This window comes from Stenotrophomonas sp. P2112, from assembly GCF_041897515.1.
Classification (GTDB): Bacteria; Pseudomonadota; Gammaproteobacteria; order Xanthomonadales; family Xanthomonadaceae; genus Stenotrophomonas; species Stenotrophomonas sepilia.
This window is the reverse complement of sequence record NZ_CP169216.1, coordinates 1237121-1255657: the sequence shown is the minus strand read 5'-3', so window position 1 is coordinate 1255657 and position 18537 is coordinate 1237121. Positions and strand designations below refer to the sequence as shown.

Annotated in this window: 12 protein-coding genes and 1 tRNA gene; 5 read left to right on the top strand and 8 right to left on the bottom strand. The window is 64.6% G+C overall.

The features are described from left to right. Positions 1 to 344: 344 nt before the first annotated feature. Positions 345 to 980 carry a GyrI-like domain-containing protein gene (locus ACEPA4_RS05875; protein ID WP_262090000.1) on the top strand — a complete coding sequence of 212 codons (636 nt, stop codon included), beginning with the start codon at positions 345 to 347 and terminating at the stop codon, positions 978 to 980. A gap of 13 nt (positions 981 to 993) precedes the next feature. Then, positions 994 to 1326 (top strand): hypothetical protein, encoded by a 333-nt coding sequence (locus ACEPA4_RS05870; RefSeq protein ID WP_262090001.1) that lies wholly within the window; start codon positions 994 to 996, stop codon positions 1324 to 1326. A gap of 95 nt (positions 1327 to 1421) precedes the next feature. On the opposite strand, the gene ACEPA4_RS05865 is transcribed toward ACEPA4_RS05870, so the two are convergent. The 8 genes from ACEPA4_RS05865 to ACEPA4_RS05830 form a co-directional block, all read right to left on the bottom strand. Next, positions 1422 to 1497, bottom strand: a tRNA-Thr gene (locus ACEPA4_RS05865). A gap of 144 nt (positions 1498 to 1641) precedes the next feature. Beyond that, positions 1642 to 2100, bottom strand: coding sequence for a hypothetical protein (locus tag ACEPA4_RS05860; protein ID WP_164229221.1), 459 nt, complete (start codon positions 2098 to 2100; stop codon positions 1642 to 1644). A 377-nt stretch (positions 2101 to 2477) separates the two neighbouring features. After that, positions 2478 to 3338 carry an IS3 family transposase gene (locus tag ACEPA4_RS05855; protein WP_065185370.1) on the bottom strand — a complete coding sequence of 287 codons (861 nt, stop codon included), beginning with the start codon at positions 3336 to 3338 and terminating at the stop codon, positions 2478 to 2480. Then, positions 3335 to 3628, bottom strand: a complete 294-nt coding sequence (locus tag ACEPA4_RS05850; RefSeq protein WP_032954795.1) for a transposase — start codon at positions 3626 to 3628, stop codon at positions 3335 to 3337. Before ACEPA4_RS05850 ends, ACEPA4_RS05855 begins: the two co-directional genes overlap by 4 nt. 60 nt (positions 3629 to 3688) lie before the next feature. Further along, on the bottom strand, positions 3689 to 4354 hold the full coding sequence (locus ACEPA4_RS05845; protein WP_374083017.1) for an RHS repeat-associated core domain-containing protein: 666 nt from the start codon (positions 4352 to 4354) through the stop codon (positions 3689 to 3691). Between the two features lie 22 nt (positions 4355 to 4376). Continuing rightward, a complete protein-coding gene (locus ACEPA4_RS05840; RefSeq protein ID WP_262090003.1) occupies positions 4377 to 9764 on the bottom strand; it encodes a hypothetical protein in 5388 nt (1795 codons plus the stop codon). Between the two features lie 221 nt (positions 9765 to 9985). Then, positions 9986 to 10987 (bottom strand): 2-hydroxyacid dehydrogenase, encoded by a 1002-nt coding sequence (locus ACEPA4_RS05835; protein ID WP_164092677.1) that lies wholly within the window; start codon positions 10985 to 10987, stop codon positions 9986 to 9988. 97 nt (positions 10988 to 11084) lie between these two features. Further along, a complete protein-coding gene (locus ACEPA4_RS05830; protein WP_164092678.1) occupies positions 11085 to 13958 on the bottom strand; it encodes an autotransporter outer membrane beta-barrel domain-containing protein in 2874 nt (957 codons plus the stop codon). A 236-nt stretch (positions 13959 to 14194) separates the two neighbouring features. On the opposite strand from ACEPA4_RS05830, the gene ACEPA4_RS05825 reads away from it, so the two are divergent. From ACEPA4_RS05825 to ACEPA4_RS05815, 3 genes are read left to right on the top strand one after another with little or no spacing between them, the layout of a single operon-like run. Next, complete coding sequence (locus ACEPA4_RS05825) at positions 14195 to 14722, top strand: RNA polymerase sigma factor (RefSeq protein ID WP_080352916.1); 528 nt, start codon at positions 14195 to 14197, stop codon at positions 14720 to 14722. Continuing rightward, on the top strand, positions 14719 to 15687 hold the full coding sequence (locus tag ACEPA4_RS05820; RefSeq protein ID WP_139726829.1) for a FecR domain-containing protein: 969 nt from the start codon (positions 14719 to 14721) through the stop codon (positions 15685 to 15687). The genes ACEPA4_RS05825 and ACEPA4_RS05820 overlap by 4 nt, the downstream gene beginning before the upstream one ends. Before the next feature lie 11 nt (positions 15688 to 15698). Beyond that, the gene (locus ACEPA4_RS05815) at positions 15699 to 18497 is read left to right on the top strand and encodes a TonB-dependent siderophore receptor (RefSeq protein WP_139726828.1); all 2799 of its coding nucleotides are present in this window, start codon (positions 15699 to 15701) and stop codon (positions 18495 to 18497) included. Positions 18498 to 18537: the final 40 nt, after the last annotated feature.

The window sequence follows — 18537 nt, the reverse complement described above, 5'->3', positions numbered from 1 at the left end:
CAATTGCGAGGGAATGCCGTTCCCCGTCCCTGCCTGTTCCGGCCAAAGCCGGTCCCACCGGTCCGGAAGACAGGCAGGGAGGTGGGGTCGAGTCAGCCTTTCAATTTTAGGCCGTCACCCACCATTTAAGAAAGGCATTGACAATGATCGAGCGCAGGAAAGGCCCGATTCTGGCTGCGACACGTTGTCGCACCGCGCAGGCGCGGCCGGCAGGACGCCTGCGGGCGGCATCCTGGCATCAGGTGCTGGCAGGTGGTCCGCCCTCGTTCGGCAAAGTCATCTGAACCTGTTCAGGCGTGCTGGCGGGTGCCTGGCGTGGGATGCTCGGCGCAGGAGGAAGGCCCGTGGACAAGATCGACTTCAGGAAGCGCGACCGGGCGCTCTATCAACCGCCCGCCGGCAGGTTCGTACGCGTGGATGTACCGCCCATGCCCTACGTGATGGTCGATGGTCGCGGCGACCCGAACACGGCCCCCGCCTACCTGCAGGCCGTGCAGTGGCTGTATTCGGTGAGCTATGCACTGAAGTTCGCGCTGAAGGCCAAGGGCCAGGACTACGTGGTGCCACCGCTGGAAGCGCTGTGGAGCGCCGAGGACCCGGCCAGCTTCGCCGCGCGGCGCAAGGATGAGTGGGCCTGGATCGTAATGATCCGCACGCCCGAGGGCATCGGCCCTGCACAGTGGCAGGCCGCGATCAGCAAGGCGCGCACGAAGCTGGGAGAGGCTCCGCCCAGCCTTCGCCATGAACTCCTTGCCGAGGGCCCCAGCCTGCAGACCTTGCACGTGGGCGCCTACGACGACGAAGGTCCCATCCTGGCGCAGCTGCATGACGAAGTGATGCCCGCACTGGGATACACCTTTGCCGGCCCCCATCATGAGATCTACCTGAGCGACCCGCGCAGGACCGACGCAGCGCGGTTGAAACCCGTGCTGCGGCAGCCGGTGCGGCCGATCGGGCCTGATGAGGACTTGCACACGTGACACAGGGAATGCCATGCGCTTGATCAGCCGACTGCTGCACTGGACCACCCTGCCCGCCGGGCGCCGCCTGATGGCCGTGCTGGGTGCTGCACTGGTGATCGTGCTGGCCTGCAATCCGGATCTGCTGCCGTTGTTGCCGGTGGTGGATGCGCTGGGGCTGGACGTGCTGATGCTGTTGCTGGGTGCGCAGGTGGTGGCGGTCCTGCCTTGGGTGCGGGAGCGGGCCGCGCGCGGAACCAGAGTGCTCGCACGCCTGCTGATCGCCGCATCGGCGGGAGCAGCAGGTGGTTATCTCCGGCAGCTGGCGTGGTGGCTGGCACGGGATGCGGGGATGACGAGACGTTGATGAAGGCTTGCAGCCTTCAGTGAGGTGACCATCCAATGATCACCGGCGGGCGCAAACAAAAAGCCCCGACCAAGGCCGGGGCTTTTCATTACAACTGGTGCCGGAAACAGGAGTCGAACCTGCGACCTACGCATTACGAATGCGCCGCTCTACCAACTGAGCTATTCCGGCGTAGCTGGGCATCATAGCAGCAGCTTTTCGCTGTGGTCAATTACCCCACGGGAGGACAATTGCCTGCTGGCCCCTCAGAACGTCCGCAGCCATTGAGTCACACTCTCGCCCACGTCACCTTCCCAGCCTGCCAGGGGGGGGAACCTACTGCTCCGGCGGCAATTCGCACGTTGATGTCCCCTCTATAGCTTTGATCGCCTTTTCAATCTCTTCGCGAGGGCTTACTGCTGGTGCAAGAACCAGCGGCCCCAAGTTGGACTCAATGGGTTCTGTTTTTTTAATTGCATCATGGAGAAGAGGCAGCGCCACTCGAGAATGGCACCCAAGCACTGCCAATGTCTTCGATGCGTAAAACCGCCCCACATCGCCATCAACATCTAAAAGTGAAGCGATCTCGCGCGCTGTCGAGCTGCTTACTTTATTAACATCCTCCTTCCCGAGACCCGAAATATATTCGAACAAGGCACGCATACCCAAAGCCCTTCTATCGGCGGTAGGCTGCGCTTTTATCTCATAAATTGATGAAGTGACACTTCGGTTGACGTCCTGGCCACCTCCTGCGAATGCAACACTAAGAACAAAAAAAAGTGCAAACACTTCCATACATCCCTCCAATACCCGAATAATTCATCAAGGCCATTCCACTTGAAATCTAACATCTACCGAAGGCGTCGCCGAGGATGTACTCAATTTCGGATCAACTGATGTTGAAGGAAGTACTCCTGCAAACCCTACTCCACCTGGAACAAAGGAAGAAGGCAAACTCAAACCCTCGTAGAACCTCGCACTTCCAGACCAGGTCACCTTTCCCCTATGCCATTCACTCGGAAGCCTGTTGACCTTGAATGTATCCTGTCCATAGGGCGTAGGGACCGAACTCCCTGGAGACACCGTCCAAGCTTCCCAGTAACGAGTGGATGGAAGACCCACGATGCGACGCCCTGATCTGGCCCCCTGAAAACGGACGCCATGAAGCCGTTTCAGGCGGCAGCCCGGAGCTGCCGGGCGTAGTTGTTAGGCGAGTGGTAGCCCAGCGCCGAGTGTAGCCGGGCTGGATTGTAGAAGCCGTGGATGTAAGCAGCGATGCACTGGCTGGCTTGTTCCCTACTGGCGTAAGGCTCGGCAGCCTCTTCTGTCTTGAGCGTCGCAAAGAAGCTCTCGGCCACCGCGTTGTCCCAGCAATTGCCAGGCCGGCTCATGCTTTGGACCACGTCATGGGACTGCAGCAGCTGGCGAAACTCGTTCCCCCAGTACTGCCCACCACGATCTGAATGGAAGATCAGGCCGGGTCGTTGTGGATGCAGAGCCCAGGCATTGGCAAATGCTTTCACCACCAGCTCTTCAGTCAGACGCTTGGAAACGCTGTAGCCCAGCACCTGCCGGGTCTGGACGCTGATGACCACGGCCAGATGCAGCCATCCCTGGCGGGTGGGGACATACGTGATATCCCCGACCCACGCCGTCGGTCCGGTTCCGGGGGCAAATTGCCGATCCAGCAGGTTGGGGGCGAGCTGAGATGAGCCGCCGGAGGACTTGGGTCGGAATCGGCCTTTGGTCTTGCCCTGGATTCGCTCCTCGGCCATTAACCGTGCCACGCGCTTGTGGCCGACTGGATGATTCCTGGCTCGTAAGGCCCTGACCAGCCGACGTCGCCCATAACTGCGCTTGCTGGTCACATGAATGGCCCGAAGCTCGGTACGCAGGGCCGAATCGGCATCGCACGCTTGGGCACATTGCCGACGCAGGTAATCATGGAATCCAGAGACAGAAACCCCAAGAACCCGACACAACAACCTGGTCGGGTAGTGAGTCCTTTGACTGGCGACGAAGGCGTACCTCACTTGGACTCTCTGGCAAAGAACGCCGCCGCTTTTTTTAGGATTTCCCGCTCCATCTTCAGATTGGCGTTCTCGGCCCGAAGGCGGCTGATCTCGCTTTCCAGGTCGGTGGTTGGCCTGCGAGCCTCAGAGGTCAGAGACCGGCCAGCACGGACCGCGTCAAGCCAATTTGCCAGCGTCTTGACCGACATCTCCAGCTGACGGGCTGCTGCGGCAGGCCCGAGCGACTCGGCCAACTCCACGGCTTGGTGCTTGAACTCATCGGTATAGCTACGACGGGTGATACGGGACATAAGGGACCTCCAAGTGCGATCAAAGTATCGCTTCTTGGCGTCCGCTGACGGGGGGCCAGATCACCCTGCCCTGTCATACGCCTCAACAGTAACTGAAATATCTTGGACTATCGCACCACCTCTTGGCGAAACCTGAGACAGGCTCCAATTCCGCACAAGTTCGCTTGTCCCATTGGCACCTGCGGAACGGTTGATCGTCTCGTCTGCAACGAGACGCTGCCCACCAATAGAAGTACTCCTCACTCCCGTTGATGACCTGCTCACTCCAGAGGAGCCGCCAAGCGCCCCCTGCTCCAACTGGCAGCCTGTGTCTTTGCCACACGCTCGCCGGCCATCGGGATCAAAGTAGCGATAGGGATTCGAGTTGGCGTACCTGTAGCGCCCGAATGCGCCCACCGGATCGCGCATAGCCGATACAGGATCCACACTTAGAAACACACCCAACTGTGAATCCATGTACCGTTGCTGCATGTAGCTCAAGCCTGTCGAGGCATCAGTCACATGCCCGGTATAGCCAGGCCCATCTGCAACGAGCTCACCAACCGCAGCACCATAGGGCTCATAGGTGGTACGCCGAATAACGCTGCCAGCCGCGTCAGTCTCAGCGACCGGTGACCCTAACGCATCGGTATGGATATAGGTAATCGTCTCCGCAGCAGCCTGATTGAAAAGTCCACCCAGAATCAGCGCGGCCCCGGCTACGGTTCGACTCAGCAGCGTCTTCATTCTTGCGTTCATCGCGTCCACCTCAGTTCGACCAGGCCGAGCACGCCTGCGCATTGCAGGCACGCACCTTGTAGCCACCCTGGCAGCGTGTATCGAGGTCGTACCCGATGCCTTCCGCCCTATAGGTCGCGCCGCCGCTGCTTGAACGCATGTTGTAGTAGGTGGCACCCGGCGACGCATTCCAGATGACCGAGCAGATGTTTGGGCCGCTCTTTACGATCCTCACGCCCGTGGGTACGGCCGGCGCACTGGAAATCGCAACCAGGCCAGCAGCAGAACTGGGACTGCAGCCTGCGGGATTGCAAGCACGACCACGGTAGTAGAAGTTGCCTCCGCCGCCCTTGCTGAGGGAAACGGCTCGATCCCCCGCAATCAGCGACCAGTTGGCGCCGTCAGTACTTTCGTCGATTTCATAGCGCGTCGCGTCCGCCACTTCCAGCAGGGAGATCGAGTAAGCCGCGCCGATTCCCACCCCATCCGGCACGCGCAGAACCGGGGTCGCCGGAGGACCAATCACGCGCACGCCCGCTACCGCGGACCACGGTCCGCAACCGGCGACATTGCAGCCACGCACCTGGTAGTCCCACTGCCCCGGCCAGCGACCGCCTCGGGCCACGGCGGTCGCGCCGTCTTCCTGGGCGAGTCCGAAGCCACCGCCATTGAGCTGCTCCATCAGCTGGTAGCTCGTCGCTGCGGGGATTGCGCCCCACCCCATGCTCACGGTTGAACTGTAGCTCACGCCACCGAGATTGATTCCCGTGGCTTGGACCGGTGGCAATGTCACGACGATACCGCCTACGGCGCTTGCCGCGCTGCATCCCGCGTCATTGCATGCAAAGGCACGATAGGCGTAACTGCCGGCGATCCGTCCACTGATGGCCAGTTGATTCCCACTGATCCGGTTGATCTCAGTCCACGCTGCTCCGTTGAATTGTTCTTCAATGCGATAGCTGCTGGCCTGGGCCACGCTCGAAACGGACACGGCATAGCTGCCGTTGTAGCTCGCAGCAGGTACCGACAGTGCGGGTACGGATGGGGCATACAGCGCGGTAATCGCCGCTTCGGCCGAGTAGACGCCACAGCCCTGTGGATTGCACGCTTTGACCCGATAGCGATAGGTACCTGCCGGCTTGCTGGTCACTTGATAGGTGCGGCCAGCACCATCAAAGACCACGCTCCATCCACCACCCACGGCCTCTTCAAGCACAAAGCGGGCGGCACCCTGTACCGCTGACCAGCTTAGGGAATAGGTTCCGTTGATACCTTGTGCCGGTGCAGTGATCACCGGCGCAGCGGTGGGAGCAAGCTCCACCTGGATGGAGGCTTCCACACCCCAAGCACCGCAGACAGTGCCATTGCAGGCACGGCCACGATAGCGATAGACGCCGGAGCTACGCCCGGCCAGCGAAACGTTCAGCGCGGACCCTTGATAGACGGCCTGCCATTCACCGCCACTCGACTCCTGCACCTCGTAGCGCTGCGCACCGGCAACGGCTGCCCACTGCACCGCAAACGCCCCGTCCGCGCTGTATCCCGGAACCGTCACCACCAGCGCCGCAGGAGCAATGTCCACCGCACGCTTGGCAACAAGGCTGCCGTTGAGCTGGATATAGTCAAAGCCCTTCGCCTGGCGCTGATCGTGCTGATAGCGCAGCACACCATCCTGACCATAGAGGGAACGAATGTTGCCATTGGGCGCACTGGCCAGGGTGCGGCGTCCATGCGCGTCGTACTGATATGCCTCCTTGCCATCGACATCGCGCAGGCGATTGCCGTAGTCGAACCGGAACGCCACGCCATTGCGGATCTTCAGATTGCCCTGGGCGTCATACCCCAGCCCGGTCACGGTCGCGCCACTGCCGACATCCCGCACGTTCGTCAACCGATTGTTGAAGTCGTACTCAAAGGACTGCCGCCGCGCGCCGACGTTGGCGGCGACGATGTTGTCCAGAACGTTGTACGCATAGCTTGCGTTTCCGAAGCCGGCTGCCGTCACCGCGGTCAGACGATCCAGACCGTCATAGCGCATTTCGCGGTTTCCAGGGGCTGCCGGCAGGCCGTCACTGATGGCCGCCACATTGCCATTGGCATCGTAATCGTAGCCATCATCGATGACCTTGCCACCGGCACCACTGTCGGTGCTGCGATCGGGCAGGCCGCGCGCGTTCTGCGTCATCTGATGCACGACGCCGTTGCCATAGGTGAAGCCGCTCATGCCGCCGTTCGCGTAATAGCGCACGTTGGTGGCGAAGGCTCCGGCTCGCGTCGGCTGCCCCAGCGCATTCGGGCCGTAGTCGATCGTCAGGCCGGACGGCTGCACATGGGTTGCCAAAGCGCCATTCGCATCGTAGCCATAGCCCAGCGCCCAGGCCTCACCACCGTCGTAGGCCACGCTCTCGGACGTGGGCAGTCCGCGCAGGTTGTAGGTGTAGTCGTTGGTGGTGATGGCGCCGTTGTTGCGGGTCTGCACACGCTTCACTTTCCCGCCAGGCCAATAGTTCCAGTCCTGATCACCCTGGCCATCCGAGAAGCGCAGCGTCAGCAAGCGATTCATGCTGTCGTAGGTCCGGTCAGCCCGCGAAGGCGACGCATAGGCAGCCTCGCTCTCACATTGAGGGCCCAGCAACGTCAGGCCCGAGGCAGACCAGAGCAGATTGCCTGCGGCGTCGTAGCCCATGCCGGTTGCACCGGTCTCAGGCTCCATGCTCTTGCACAGGCGCTGGGCGCCGTCATAGACGTACTGGCGCCGCACACTGACGCTGCCATCGTAGTTGCGCCGCAGGATCGACAGCGGCTTGCCCAGCGTGTCGCGCTGAATTTCCGTCACCACCCCCTCCGCATGGAGAATCCGGATGGGCGTGTCCTGGCTGGGCTTGCCGTACATCAGGTAGTCGGTGGTGGTGGCAATGCCGCGCGGATTGGTCACCCTTATGCTGCCACCACCGAGCTGCTCGGTCGTAGTGACCAGGCGCCCCAGTTCACTGTCCTGCTCGCTGCGGGTGGGTCGCCCCAGCGCGTCATAACCTGTGTAGGTGCCGGGCAGCGCCGAACGGAAGTCCGATGCGACACGCGTCGGATAAGAGGTAAAAACCGGGCGCCCATTGCTGTCATAGCGGGTCACTGTCTGGCGCAGGGTGCCGCTACGGTCCGCAGCGTCGAACGACTCTTCCAGTACTGGGCGCCACAACCCGTCGTAGTACGTCACCGCGCGTGCATTGCCGGTACTGGACTCGCGCTTCCAGTGGCCTGCTTCCAGCCCGATCTCCGCGCCCGCTACCTGGAAGAACCGCGTCGTTGCAGGATTCCAGGCCACGCTGTCATTGGCGGCCTGGGTTGCCAGCACAATCCGGCCCATCCCGTCGTAGTCGAAGCTCCGGCTGGCACCATTGGGCTCCACTGCCGCGCGCACCCAGCCATTGTCATCGACCTGCAGCGAGGCACTGCTGCCGTCCGGGTATGCAACACTCTGCGGCAGGCCGCGTTTCCAACTGCTCAGCGCAATGGCATTACCCTTGCCATCGGCCACGGAGGCGAGCGTGCCATCGGCGTGATAGCCCAGCGTCTGCTGCAGCACGCCGAAGGCGTAGGTACGTTGCGGGCGCGCCATCGAGTCGAACTCGGTGCGCTCGGTCTCGATTTCAACGCCGCCAACGCTCTGTGTGCTGCGCCCGACCTGGCCGAGTATCCAGCGACCGGTGTCGTCGAAGTACATAGTCCTCAGCGTCCGTGCGCGCCCCAACGAGTTGCTCTCGGTCTGCACCACCGGCCGCACATGCGCGTCGAACTGATCGGTCGTGTTGACGAAGTTGACACCATCCTGGCTGAGCACAGATTGCTTCAGGGGACGAATCTTGACGGCGAAGGGATCATCGGCCGCGGTCATCGAACCATAGCTGTCCGGGAACGGTGCGGTCTGGACCTCGTCCGAACTCATATAGGTATTGGTGATGACCTGGACGATCTGACCGTCCGGCGCACGCACCGCCTCCTGCAGCAACTGCCCCTCGTTCTCGTCGAGTTTTCGTCCGAACACACTGTGACGGCGCGTACCATCCGGCTCCACAATCGTCGACACTGCGGAGTTGGCCTGGCCCGAGTCATATCCGCCCGACTCGTACGTCCAGGTCAAATTGCCCAACCCGGGCCCCGTCAGCGTCTTGCTGGTGATCGCGAAGAGGTCGAACGCATTGGAGGCGCGTTGCGCGTAGCGCCCACCGCCCATGTCTGCGCAAGCGGTACTTTTTACACCCAGCCGGGTGCGGCGCAGGTACTTGAACTCAAACTGTCCACGCGTTCCTGATGGATGGGTCGCGATCAGGGTGAATCCAGACTGCTCGAACGTGGGCTTGATGCAGAGCTTCGGTTCACCATCCCAGCTCTGATACTCCGGGTTCAGGCCCCCGAATCCGCCGTCCTGCCAGCTGTACTCATAGCCGAAGCGAGCACCATCCGGCTGCTGCACGGCACGCAGCGCAGGCCAGCGTGCGAATCCCATTGCACCGGAGCCCTCGTTGTACTCGTAGCTCCAGGTACGGCCATTGGCTGTCGCACTGGCAATGCGGTCCCCGGCATAGGCAATGGAGATGGCACGACCATCACTGCCGCGAATACCAACCAGCTTGTCGCCCGAATAGTCATAGGCTACCCAGTTGCCGTGGCGATCTTCGACCCGGCTGGCCATCAGCAGAACACGCACCAACTTGGAACCTACGCCCTGGCCGAGATCCATGAAGCCCGCTGTTCGTTCAATACCCACATTGAAGAAGTAGCGATTCCCCGAAGCATCCACGCCCAGAAATCCCTCACCGGGATAGCCATTGGCCGTCGAGCCCAGGCAACTGAGGCGCATATTGCCTCGAGTGCCCCAACGATAGGTTTCACCGTTGGTGGGTTTCGGGTTGGAGGCGTTGGCGATCAGCAGCATCTCCTGCTCGCCTTGGTCGGGGACACGCACCTGCACGCCGGCCCATATCTCGAAGGTGCCCACGCCGGTGCGCGTCTTGGGGTAGAAGGTCTGCGAGCAACGCTGGGTAGCGCCGTTACCCGACTCGTTCCACTTCCAGATGGAGTCGAAGGTGGCGTGCATGTAGGGGACTTCGATGTCCCAGCTGCCGAATCCCCCCAATGGCTGCCGGTCCTTGAAGGACTGCACAGCGAGACGACGCTGCAATCGCACCGGCAGCGCGTTGTTGCCTGGCAGATCAATGTCGGTAACGACAAATTCTGTTGATCCGGAGCTCGGGCTGATGCTGTCCCCGAACAGGCTCGAGGTCAGCGGCGCCAGCCCCTCACCCGTCTTGATCCTCTTGTAGTACTCGGTATGCGGCGTGACCGGGCTGCTCGCCCAGGTCCACCCGGATGACACGACCAATGCCGCGCCCAACAACGCCTGCCACTGCCAGATACGCATGGAACATCCCTTTGTCCAATTGCGTCGGCAATCACCAGACGATCGGTAATCCACCGACGTGTGCTGGCGTCATGTTCCGGCCTGAAAACAGCTGCGCCGTCCCTTGCGCCCCCTGTACCTCAAGGGGCACAAGCCCCCCCCTTCACGACAGCTTCATATGATATTCACCCAAAGTAAATACCCCAGGTGGGGACTGGGCGAGGCCCACTTCCGCAGCGTGTCTACGCTCCCACCCGGTTCGCACACACCCGCCCCTCGGCGAAATCCCGCAGGTTCCCCAGCGTGATTGCCGAGATCTCCTGCAGCGCCTCTACGGTGAAGAACCCCTGGTGGCCGGTCACCAGCACGTTGGGGAAGGTCATCAGGCGCTGGAAGGCCTCATCATCGATGATCTCGCCGGACAGGTCCTGGAAGAACAGCGCGCTTTCCTGCTCGTAGACGTCGATGGCCAGATGACCCAGCCGCCGCGACTTCAGCGCGCGGATCACCGCATGGGTATCGACCAGCGCGCCGCGCGAGGTGTTGACCAGCATCGCGCCGGTCTTCATCCGCGCCAGCGAGGCGTCGTTGATCAGGTGCTGGGTATCGGGTGTCAGCGGGCAATGCAGCGACACGATGTCGGCGCGCGCCAGCAGTTCATCCAGCCCAACCATGTCGCCCACGCCGGCGAAGGCCGGCGATGGATACGGGTCATGCCCCAGCACGGTGCAGCCCATGCCGTGGAAGATGCGCGCGGTGGCCAGGCCGATCTTGCCGGTGCCGACGATGCCGACCGTGCGCCCATGCAGAGTGCGGCCGAGCAGGCCATCGAGCATGAAGTTGCCCTCGCGCACGCGATTGTAGGCGCGATGGGTCTGCCGGTTGAGCGTCATCACCAGCGCCAGCGCGTGCTCGGCCACGGCTTCGGGGGAATAGGCCGGCACCCGTGCGACGAACAGCTCCAGCGCTTTCGCGGTGGCCAGGTCCACATTGTTGAAGCCGGCGCAGCGCAGCAGGATGGCGCGTACGCCTAGCGCATGCAACGCGTGCAGAACCGGCGCGTCGAGGCGGTCGTTGACGAACACGCATACCGCGGCGCAGTCCTGTGCCAACGCAGCGGTATGCACGTCCAGCGCGGCATCGAAGTACACGAATGCAAAGCCCTGCCCGGCCGCATCGCGCTGGTTGGCCTCGTCGAGGAAGCGACGATCGTAGGGGCGGGCACTGAAAACGGCGATCTGCATGGACAGGCCTGGCTGGAATTCCCTGCCGACCATACCGCAGCACCTGCCCTGATGGGATGGTCCCGGCGATACGGATATCGCCGGGACCGAGTGCCCCTTAGAACCGGTAGCCCAGGCCCAGCATCACGCCGTTCTGGATCTGCCCGTCCCGGCGCTCACCCACGTAGTCGGCCATGATCGACAGGCGCTCGCTGGCGCGGCTGGTCACGCCGACGTTCCAAGCCAGCACCTGCTCGCCCACGGCCTGGCTGCTGGCACCGAACAGCAGGTCCGGAGCTGCGGCGAAGCCGGTGCTGTAGCGGGCCTGGGTGTCACCCAGTTCCTTCTGCCAGACCACGCGGGCACGCGGGGTGATGCGCTCAGCGTTGTTGCCTTCGAAGGTCTTGAACAGCTGCAGGCCGGCACCCACACGAATGCTCTCCAGGCTGCCGCTGCGGCCCACCAGCGCACCGGCGCCCTGCCCTTCATTGAAACGGGTGGCCGAGGTCCGTGCGTAGTCCACCACCGGCAGCAGCGGCTGGATCACCAGACCCTTTCCAGTGGTGAAGGAGAACGCATGCTCCACCCGTGCCGAGATGGCATCGTTGCTGTACTTCGCGCGCAGAGGCTGCTGCAGCCCATCAATGCCGCCGACACTGCGGCGGGTGTCATGCCGCAGGTCGGTGTAGCGCACGGCCGCCGACAGGTAGCCCCGCGAATAGGTCGCATCCAGGTAGCCGCCCACATCCAGCGCGCGTACGTCGCCACTGAAGCCGGAGCCGTCGCTGGCCTTGGTCGACATGTCGGCGGCGGCCACGCTCACGCCGAGGGTCACGCGGTCATCGGCCACGCGGGTATCGGCACCGATCACGATGCCGCCGACAGTGTGGCTCAGGCCGGCCACACCACCGTCGGCGTCGATGCGGCCATGGCTGGCGAAACCGCGCGCCCACAGGCCATGGCTGCGCCCCGCCACGCGGCTGTCGCCAGCAGCCTCGCCGGCCGGTTCAGCCAGATGCATGGCCAGCTGGTTGAACAGGCTGCCATGGCGCATGCCCGGCTGCGCCGACACCGACTGCGCCGCCTGCGAAGCCAACCCGTCTGCATCGCCGCCACTGCGCATCGCTGCCTGGTGCTGCTGCACCACGTTGCCGATGCTGCCGATCAGTGCATTGTCGGCCAGGCGCAGGCTGGCATGCGCATCACCGCGCAGGGCGCCAGCCTGCTGTGCGATCACATCGCGGTCGCTGAACTGCAGCGCGCCGAGCAACGACTTCAGGCCGCTGTCCTGGCGGTCCGCTGCAGCGGCCAGCGCGCGCCCCAGGCCGTCGCCGGAGGTGCCGTTGGCGAACAGGCCCAGCTGATCGAAGCCCGGGTTGGCGGTCAGCCACAGGCCGTCGGCGGTCTGGTTGACGTTGAAGCTGAGCAGCGAATTGTGGCGCGGGCGGAACACTTCACCGGCCGTGATGCTGGCGCTGTAGCCGGCATCGCCCAGCCGCACGGCATCCTGGAAGCCCCCCTGGTAGATCGGTCCTTCCACCAGGTCGCGACGGTAGGTGCCGGCATAGAAGCCCTGGGCCACGTTCAGCGCCAGATGTGCGCCCTGCGCGATCACCAGCGCACCCTCCTCGGAGCCGCCATCGTAGAAGCTGCCGACGCGCAGGCGGCCACTGCCGGTACCACCGGTTTCGGTAACATCGAACAGCACCTGCCCGCCGGGCATGATGTTGACGTAGCCGTGGGTCACCAGATCACCACCACGCGGCATCAACGTGCCGAACACGCGCAGGCGGTTGAAGCCGTCTTCGCGGTAGGACGGGCCGGTGCCATCCAGCAGCGCATCGCTGTCGGTGCCGACCGATGCGATATCACCATGGCCGACCACGATGCTGCCCGGCATCACGCGCAGCTCGGGGGTGCGCAGCGCACCACCCTCCAGTGCGATGGTGCCGTTGTCCACCAGAATGAAATCGGCGCCAGTGGTTTCGGCGGTGCGCCAGGTAGCGCCATTGCTGACACGGATCACGCCCGCCGAACTTGCCAGGGTCGAGGCATCCAGATCGGCCAACCGCAACTGGCCGCGCAGCTCATCCTGGAGGTCGGGATCGGCGAGCATCTGTTGCAGCGACTGCGTGCCGATGCCGTTCGCCCCCCGCGTGGAGACGTTGTACAGGCTCACCGCATCGTTGATGTAGGTGCTGGCCCAGTCGGTGTTCCAGCGCGCGAAATCGTCGTCGACGAAGGCCTGCAGCTGGCGCGCGGTGCGCAGGTAGCCCGGGTTGATGTCGCCGCTGACGTTGCTGGTGACACGGAGGGTGTCGCCCGGATCGCGATAGCCTGCCGTGTTGATGATGTTGTTGCCGCGGATGTCCTGGCCCGGGAACGACTCCAGCTTGCTGCCGCTGCCATCCGGATCGAAGGTGACCGACGTACCCGTGGTGCGCGCCGGGTCGCGGAATACCAGCAGGCCATTGGGTTGAACCACTTCATACATCGCCTTGTGCAACAGGCCCGCATCCATGCCGCCGCCGTAGTTGCCTGTGTAGATCTGGGTCATGCGCGCTGACGGCGCATAGGTGATCTTGCCGCCACTGCTGGCGGCGTGGATCTGCACCGAGTCGATCAGTGGCAGATCGCCGCCGAGGTAACGGTTGACGCCACCGGACTGCATGATCGAGCAGGACGAGATGCAGTGGCCGGACACGATGGTGTCCAGGCCCTGGGTGCGGATCACCGCCTGCAGCCACTCGCCGGCGATCAGCGCGCCACCATTGGATGTGCGCAGCACGACTTCGCGGATCGGACGGCCTTCAGCCTGTGCCTTGGCCAGCAGCGCGGGCAGCGCCACCACGTCGGCGACGGTGACGCCGCCGCTGAGGAAGACGCGATCGTCCCGCACGTGATAATTCATTGCCATGACGTCATCAACCGCCGCCATGGCGGTGATGCCCATCAGCCCGGCCAGGGCCAGGCTCAACTTCGAATGCTTCATGTGTTCTCTCTCCACCCGCAACACACGGGTCAGGAGTTCAACGTCCGGGCGGCGCAAACTCCCCCAGCGCACCAGCCCCCGAAACATGAATGCATTCACAATGGAATCAGGGGCCATGCACACTCTTCCCCATCCGGTCATCGTCGCGTAAAACTCGAAGACGCACCCGCCACCGACGCCCGAGGCCAGCCCTGTCCACCCCCTCTCCTCTGATCCATCGCGCGCCGGACCTGTCCGTGCCGACGGACGCGTTCATTGCGTTCGTACGGGAAGAACGCGCGCCGTTGTGCGCTTTCCTGCGCACGCGCGGCGTTGGGCCGGAGGATGCCGAGGACATCGCGCAGGACTGCATGGAGCGGCTGATCCGCTATCGCGCGCACAGTGCCGACGAGCTGCGGTTGCTGCTGTATCGTATCGCCCGCAACCGCCTGGCAGACCGTGGCCGCTCGTCGCAGTCGCGGCCACACCTGTCCCTTGCCGAACACGATGGCGGCGACGAGCCCTCCAGCACGTCGCCCGATCCATTGCGCCAGGCCGAGTCCGGGCAGATGCTGTCCCTGCTGCGGCAGGCCCTGTTCAAGCTGCCCGAGCGCGCGCGCGAGGTGTACCTGCTCAACCGGATCACCGGCATGAGCTATACGCAGATCGCGCGGCACTGTGGAATCACCGCCAAGACCGTGGAAAAACATATCGCCCGCGCCCTGCAGGGCCTGCGCCAGGAACTCGGATCGGATCCGCTGCACAACGACAGGGACAACGGATGAGTCACGCCAGCCCCAGGGAAGACACCCTGATGTTTGAACGCGCCAGCGCCTGGGTGGCGCGGCTGGAGGCTCCGGACTGCACGCCGGGCGAGCGAGAGAGGTTCGAGGACTGGCTGGCCGAGGACCCGGCCCATGTCAGCGCCTGGATCCAGGCCGAGACCCTGTTCCAGCGGGGCGAAGAACTGGCCGCTGACCCGTGGCTGCGCACCGCCGCAGCACGTGCGGCACGGCCGGCACAGCGTCGCTGGCTGCCGGCAGTGGCCGCCGCCGCAGGCGTCTGCCTGGCCATCGGGATCGGCTGGATGGTCGCCATCGACGGCAACCCCACGCCGCTGCGCTATGCCAACGATTCCCACCAGCCCCGGCAGCAGACGCTGGCCGATGGCAGCGTGGCCACGCTGGATGCGGGCACCACGCTGCATGCCCGATTCGGTTGGCGCCATCGCAACCTGGTGCTGGAACGGGGCCGCGTGCAGCTGCAGGTCGCACCGTCGAGCAAGGCGCTGCAGCTGCGCGCCGGCGACAGCACCATCCGCGACATCGGCACCACCTTCCAGGTGGAGCGCCTGAACGACGGCCTGGTCGAAGTCGCACTGCTGGAAGGTGCGGTGGAAGTCAGCAATGGGGGGACGCAGCACACCCTGGCACCCGGCCAGCAGCTGCAGGTGCTGCCATCGGGCCGCTTCCAGCCCGGCCCGGCGCTGTCGTCCAATGCCGCTGCCGAAGGCTGGCTGCAGGGACAGCTGGTGTTCGATGCCACGCCGCTGTCGATCGTGGTCGAGCGCATGAACCGCTACGGTCGCACGCCGCTGGTGATCGCCGATCCCGAGATCGCCAGCCTGGCCGTGAGTGGCACCTTCCGTGCCGGCGATGCGCAGGAACTGCTGTCGGCGCTGGAACTGGGCTGGTCGGTAGCTGGCCAGACGCGACCGGATGGCGCGCTGGAACTGCGCCGCACGTACTGAGGAGGCCTGCAGTGAAGGCAGTACCGGGCGCGCTGCGGGAGGGGCTGCTCTGCACCCTGTTCTGCTTCGCGCTGAGCATCGCCGCGCTGCCCTCTGCCGATGCAGCCGAACAGGCCGGCACCCTGGAGGTCCATGTGGGTTCAGGCCCACTCGCACCGGCCCTGCAGCAATGGGCGCGCCAGAGTGGCATCGCCCTGCTGTTCGATGCGCGTGAACTGGATGGCCTGCGCACGGCCGGCACCCATGGCCAACGCGATGCGGCCACGGCCCTGAAGGAACTGGTCGCCGGCATGCCGGTGACCATCCTGCGCACGCCTGCCGGTGGATTCGTCGTCCGCCGCACCCGGCCAGCACCGCCATCGCCCCCGCCGGTCGCGACGCGTGCGATGCCCGCGGTACCGTCGCCGGGCGGGGTGCCCGAGACGCCACCGCAGGTGGAGCTGGCGCCGATCCATGTCACCGGCAGCCGGCTGCCGCGCACCTCCGTGCAGACCACGCTGCCGGTGACCATCATCGACCGCGATGACATCCTGCGCAGCGGTTACGGCAGCCTGTTCGACCTGCTGCGGCACTTGCCGGGCATGAACGGCCACCCGGCGATGAGCACCTCGCGCAGTGGCGATTCGCAGTACCTGCCGGTGGGTGCGGCCACCACCACCAGCCTGGACGGCATGGGTCCGCGTGCGACCTTGTTCCTGGTCAATGGCCGGCGCCTGCCACGCTATCCGATGGTGTCGCTGGAACAGGGCGGGCTCACCGACCTGGGGGGCATCCCGCTCAGCTTCGTCGAGCGCATCGAACTGGTGCGTGGCGGTGCGTCGGCCATCTATGGTGCCGACGCGATGTCCGGCGTGGTCAACATCATCCTGCGTGACCAGGCCGATGGCCCTGAAGCCATGCTGCAGACCGGCCTGAGCGGGCGCGGCGACGCCGGCCAGTATCGCCTGCAGGCGGCCACCGGTGGCGTGCGCGACGGAGGGGACCGCTGGTTCGCTGGCGTCGACCTGCATCGCATCGACCACGTGGCCGGCGATCGCCGCGAATGGCATGCGGAAACCTCGCAGTACCTGATCGGCGCGTTCCGCGATGGACGCTACTGGCCGGCAAAGCGCTGCGAAGGGCCATTGAAACGGCGCGATGGTGCCTGCTGGTTTGACAGCGCACGCCCGCGTTCGCTGCAACCGGCCTCGGACACCGCCTCGGCCTACCTGCGCTATCGGCATGAGCGCGGCGAAGGCCGCTACGCCTACGCCGAGGCGCGGGCCAGCCACAACCGGCAACGCTTCGACCTCGGCCCGACCGCCGTAGCCATCGGGCTTTATGGGTTCACCTTCAACAGCGTGCTGCGCGAAGCCGGCAACGTGCGTCCGCATGTACGTGCCACCGATGCCGACGTCACCTTCGGCATGGGCCGCGACCAGGGCCGCCGCAGCTGGGATGCCGGCATCAGCGCACAGCGCAGCGATGTCACCCTGACGACATCCGGCACCGTGCGCGCCCAACCACTGCTGCGCGCTGCCGAGACGCTGGATTTCCTGCCCGGCTTCACCTCGTTGCCGGCAGAGACCGCCGCGCAGTTGTTCCCTTCGATCCGCAACCGCGGGCGCACCGAGCAGTGGCAGGGCTGGTGGGGCATGCAGCGCGAGTTGATGCCATTGGCCGGCGGTGCTGCACAAGTGGCCACCGGCATCGACCTGCGCCAGGAACGCTGGACGTCGCATCCCGACGCGCTGCTGAGCCAGGGCGACCTGGCGCTGGGCCTGCCACAGGAACAACGCCACCTGTCACGCCGCAGTGGCGGTGCCTACGCCGAACTCGGCCTGCCATTGGCGCGCACGCTGCGCATGGACCTGGCAGCACGCTGGGACCGCGATGGCGATTACCAGGCTTTCTCGCCCCGCGTGGGCGTACGCTGGAGCCCGACACCGCAGTGGTCATTCCTGCTTGCCACCGGGCGCGGCTACCGGGCCCCCAGCCTGTTCGAGCAACGGCGGCCGCCGGGCTATTTCGGCGCGATCGAACTACCCGCCTCCAGCGCACTGCCCAACTGCGCGCAGAGCAACGGCAACGGACGCTGCAGCGTAACCGTGGACGTGGTGGAGAACGATGCGCTGAAAGCGGAGCGGTCGCGCAGCCATTCCCTGGGTGCGACCTGGACACCGACCGATGCGTTTTCACTGTCGCTGACCCACAACATCGTCGAACTGCGCAACGAGATCCTGGCCCTGCAACCGGCCGACGCAGTGTGGAATTCAAGCACGTGGGAGTTGGACGAGGACGGCAACCTGCACAACCTGCGCCTGTCCTTCGACAACATCGGCCGCACCACGTCGCGCAACCTTGTTCTGCGCGGGGAGTACCACATCGACACCGGCAGCACCGGCCAGTGGCTGTTCTCGCTCGATGCGCTGAAGCAGCAGGAACTGCGCCGCGAGCGTGGCCACGAAGCGACGGTGGACCTGCGTGGCCATGTCACGCCAGCGATGGCCGCCGTGCTCAATGTGCAGTGGCAGAACAGCAACTGGGACATCGCCCTGCGCGGCAACCAGGTAGGGCGCACGCGTGCCTGGCTGCCCGGTGCGGAATGCCCGGAGGAACAGCGCGAGCAGAACCATTGCATGAATCCGCGGCAGCTGCGCTGGAACCTGCACCTGGCAAGGCGGCTGGGGCCGCGCGTGGTCGCCGCGCTGGACGTGCACAACGTGCTCGACACGCAACCGGTGAACTACCTGGTCGGCAATGGCGGCCAGATGCCGGGGCTGGACGATCCACTTGGCCGCTACTTCCTGCTGACCCTGCAGATCCGCTGAGCGTAGTACCCTACGCGCCCTGTTCCATCGGTCCCCCACC

Coding starts and splice junctions, on each gene's coding strand:
- ACEPA4_RS05860 (WP_164229221.1), bottom strand. CDS start 2,100: ATGGAAGTGTTTGCACTTTTTTTTGTTCTTAGTGTTGCATTCGCAGGA.
- ACEPA4_RS05820 (WP_139726829.1), top strand. CDS start 14,719: ATGAGTCACGCCAGCCCCAGGGAAGACACCCTGATGTTTGAACGCGCC.
- ACEPA4_RS05835 (WP_164092677.1), bottom strand. CDS start 10,987: ATGCAGATCGCCGTTTTCAGTGCCCGCCCCTACGATCGTCGCTTCCTC.
- ACEPA4_RS05830 (WP_164092678.1), bottom strand. CDS start 13,958: ATGAAGCATTCGAAGTTGAGCCTGGCCCTGGCCGGGCTGATGGGCATC.
- ACEPA4_RS05845 (WP_374083017.1), bottom strand. CDS start 4,354: ATGAAGACGCTGCTGAGTCGAACCGTAGCCGGGGCCGCGCTGATTCTG.
- ACEPA4_RS05870 (WP_262090001.1), top strand. CDS start 994: ATGCGCTTGATCAGCCGACTGCTGCACTGGACCACCCTGCCCGCCGGG.
- ACEPA4_RS05840 (WP_262090003.1), bottom strand. CDS start 9,764: ATGCGTATCTGGCAGTGGCAGGCGTTGTTGGGCGCGGCATTGGTCGTG.
- ACEPA4_RS05850 (WP_032954795.1), bottom strand. CDS start 3,628: ATGTCCCGTATCACCCGTCGTAGCTATACCGATGAGTTCAAGCACCAA.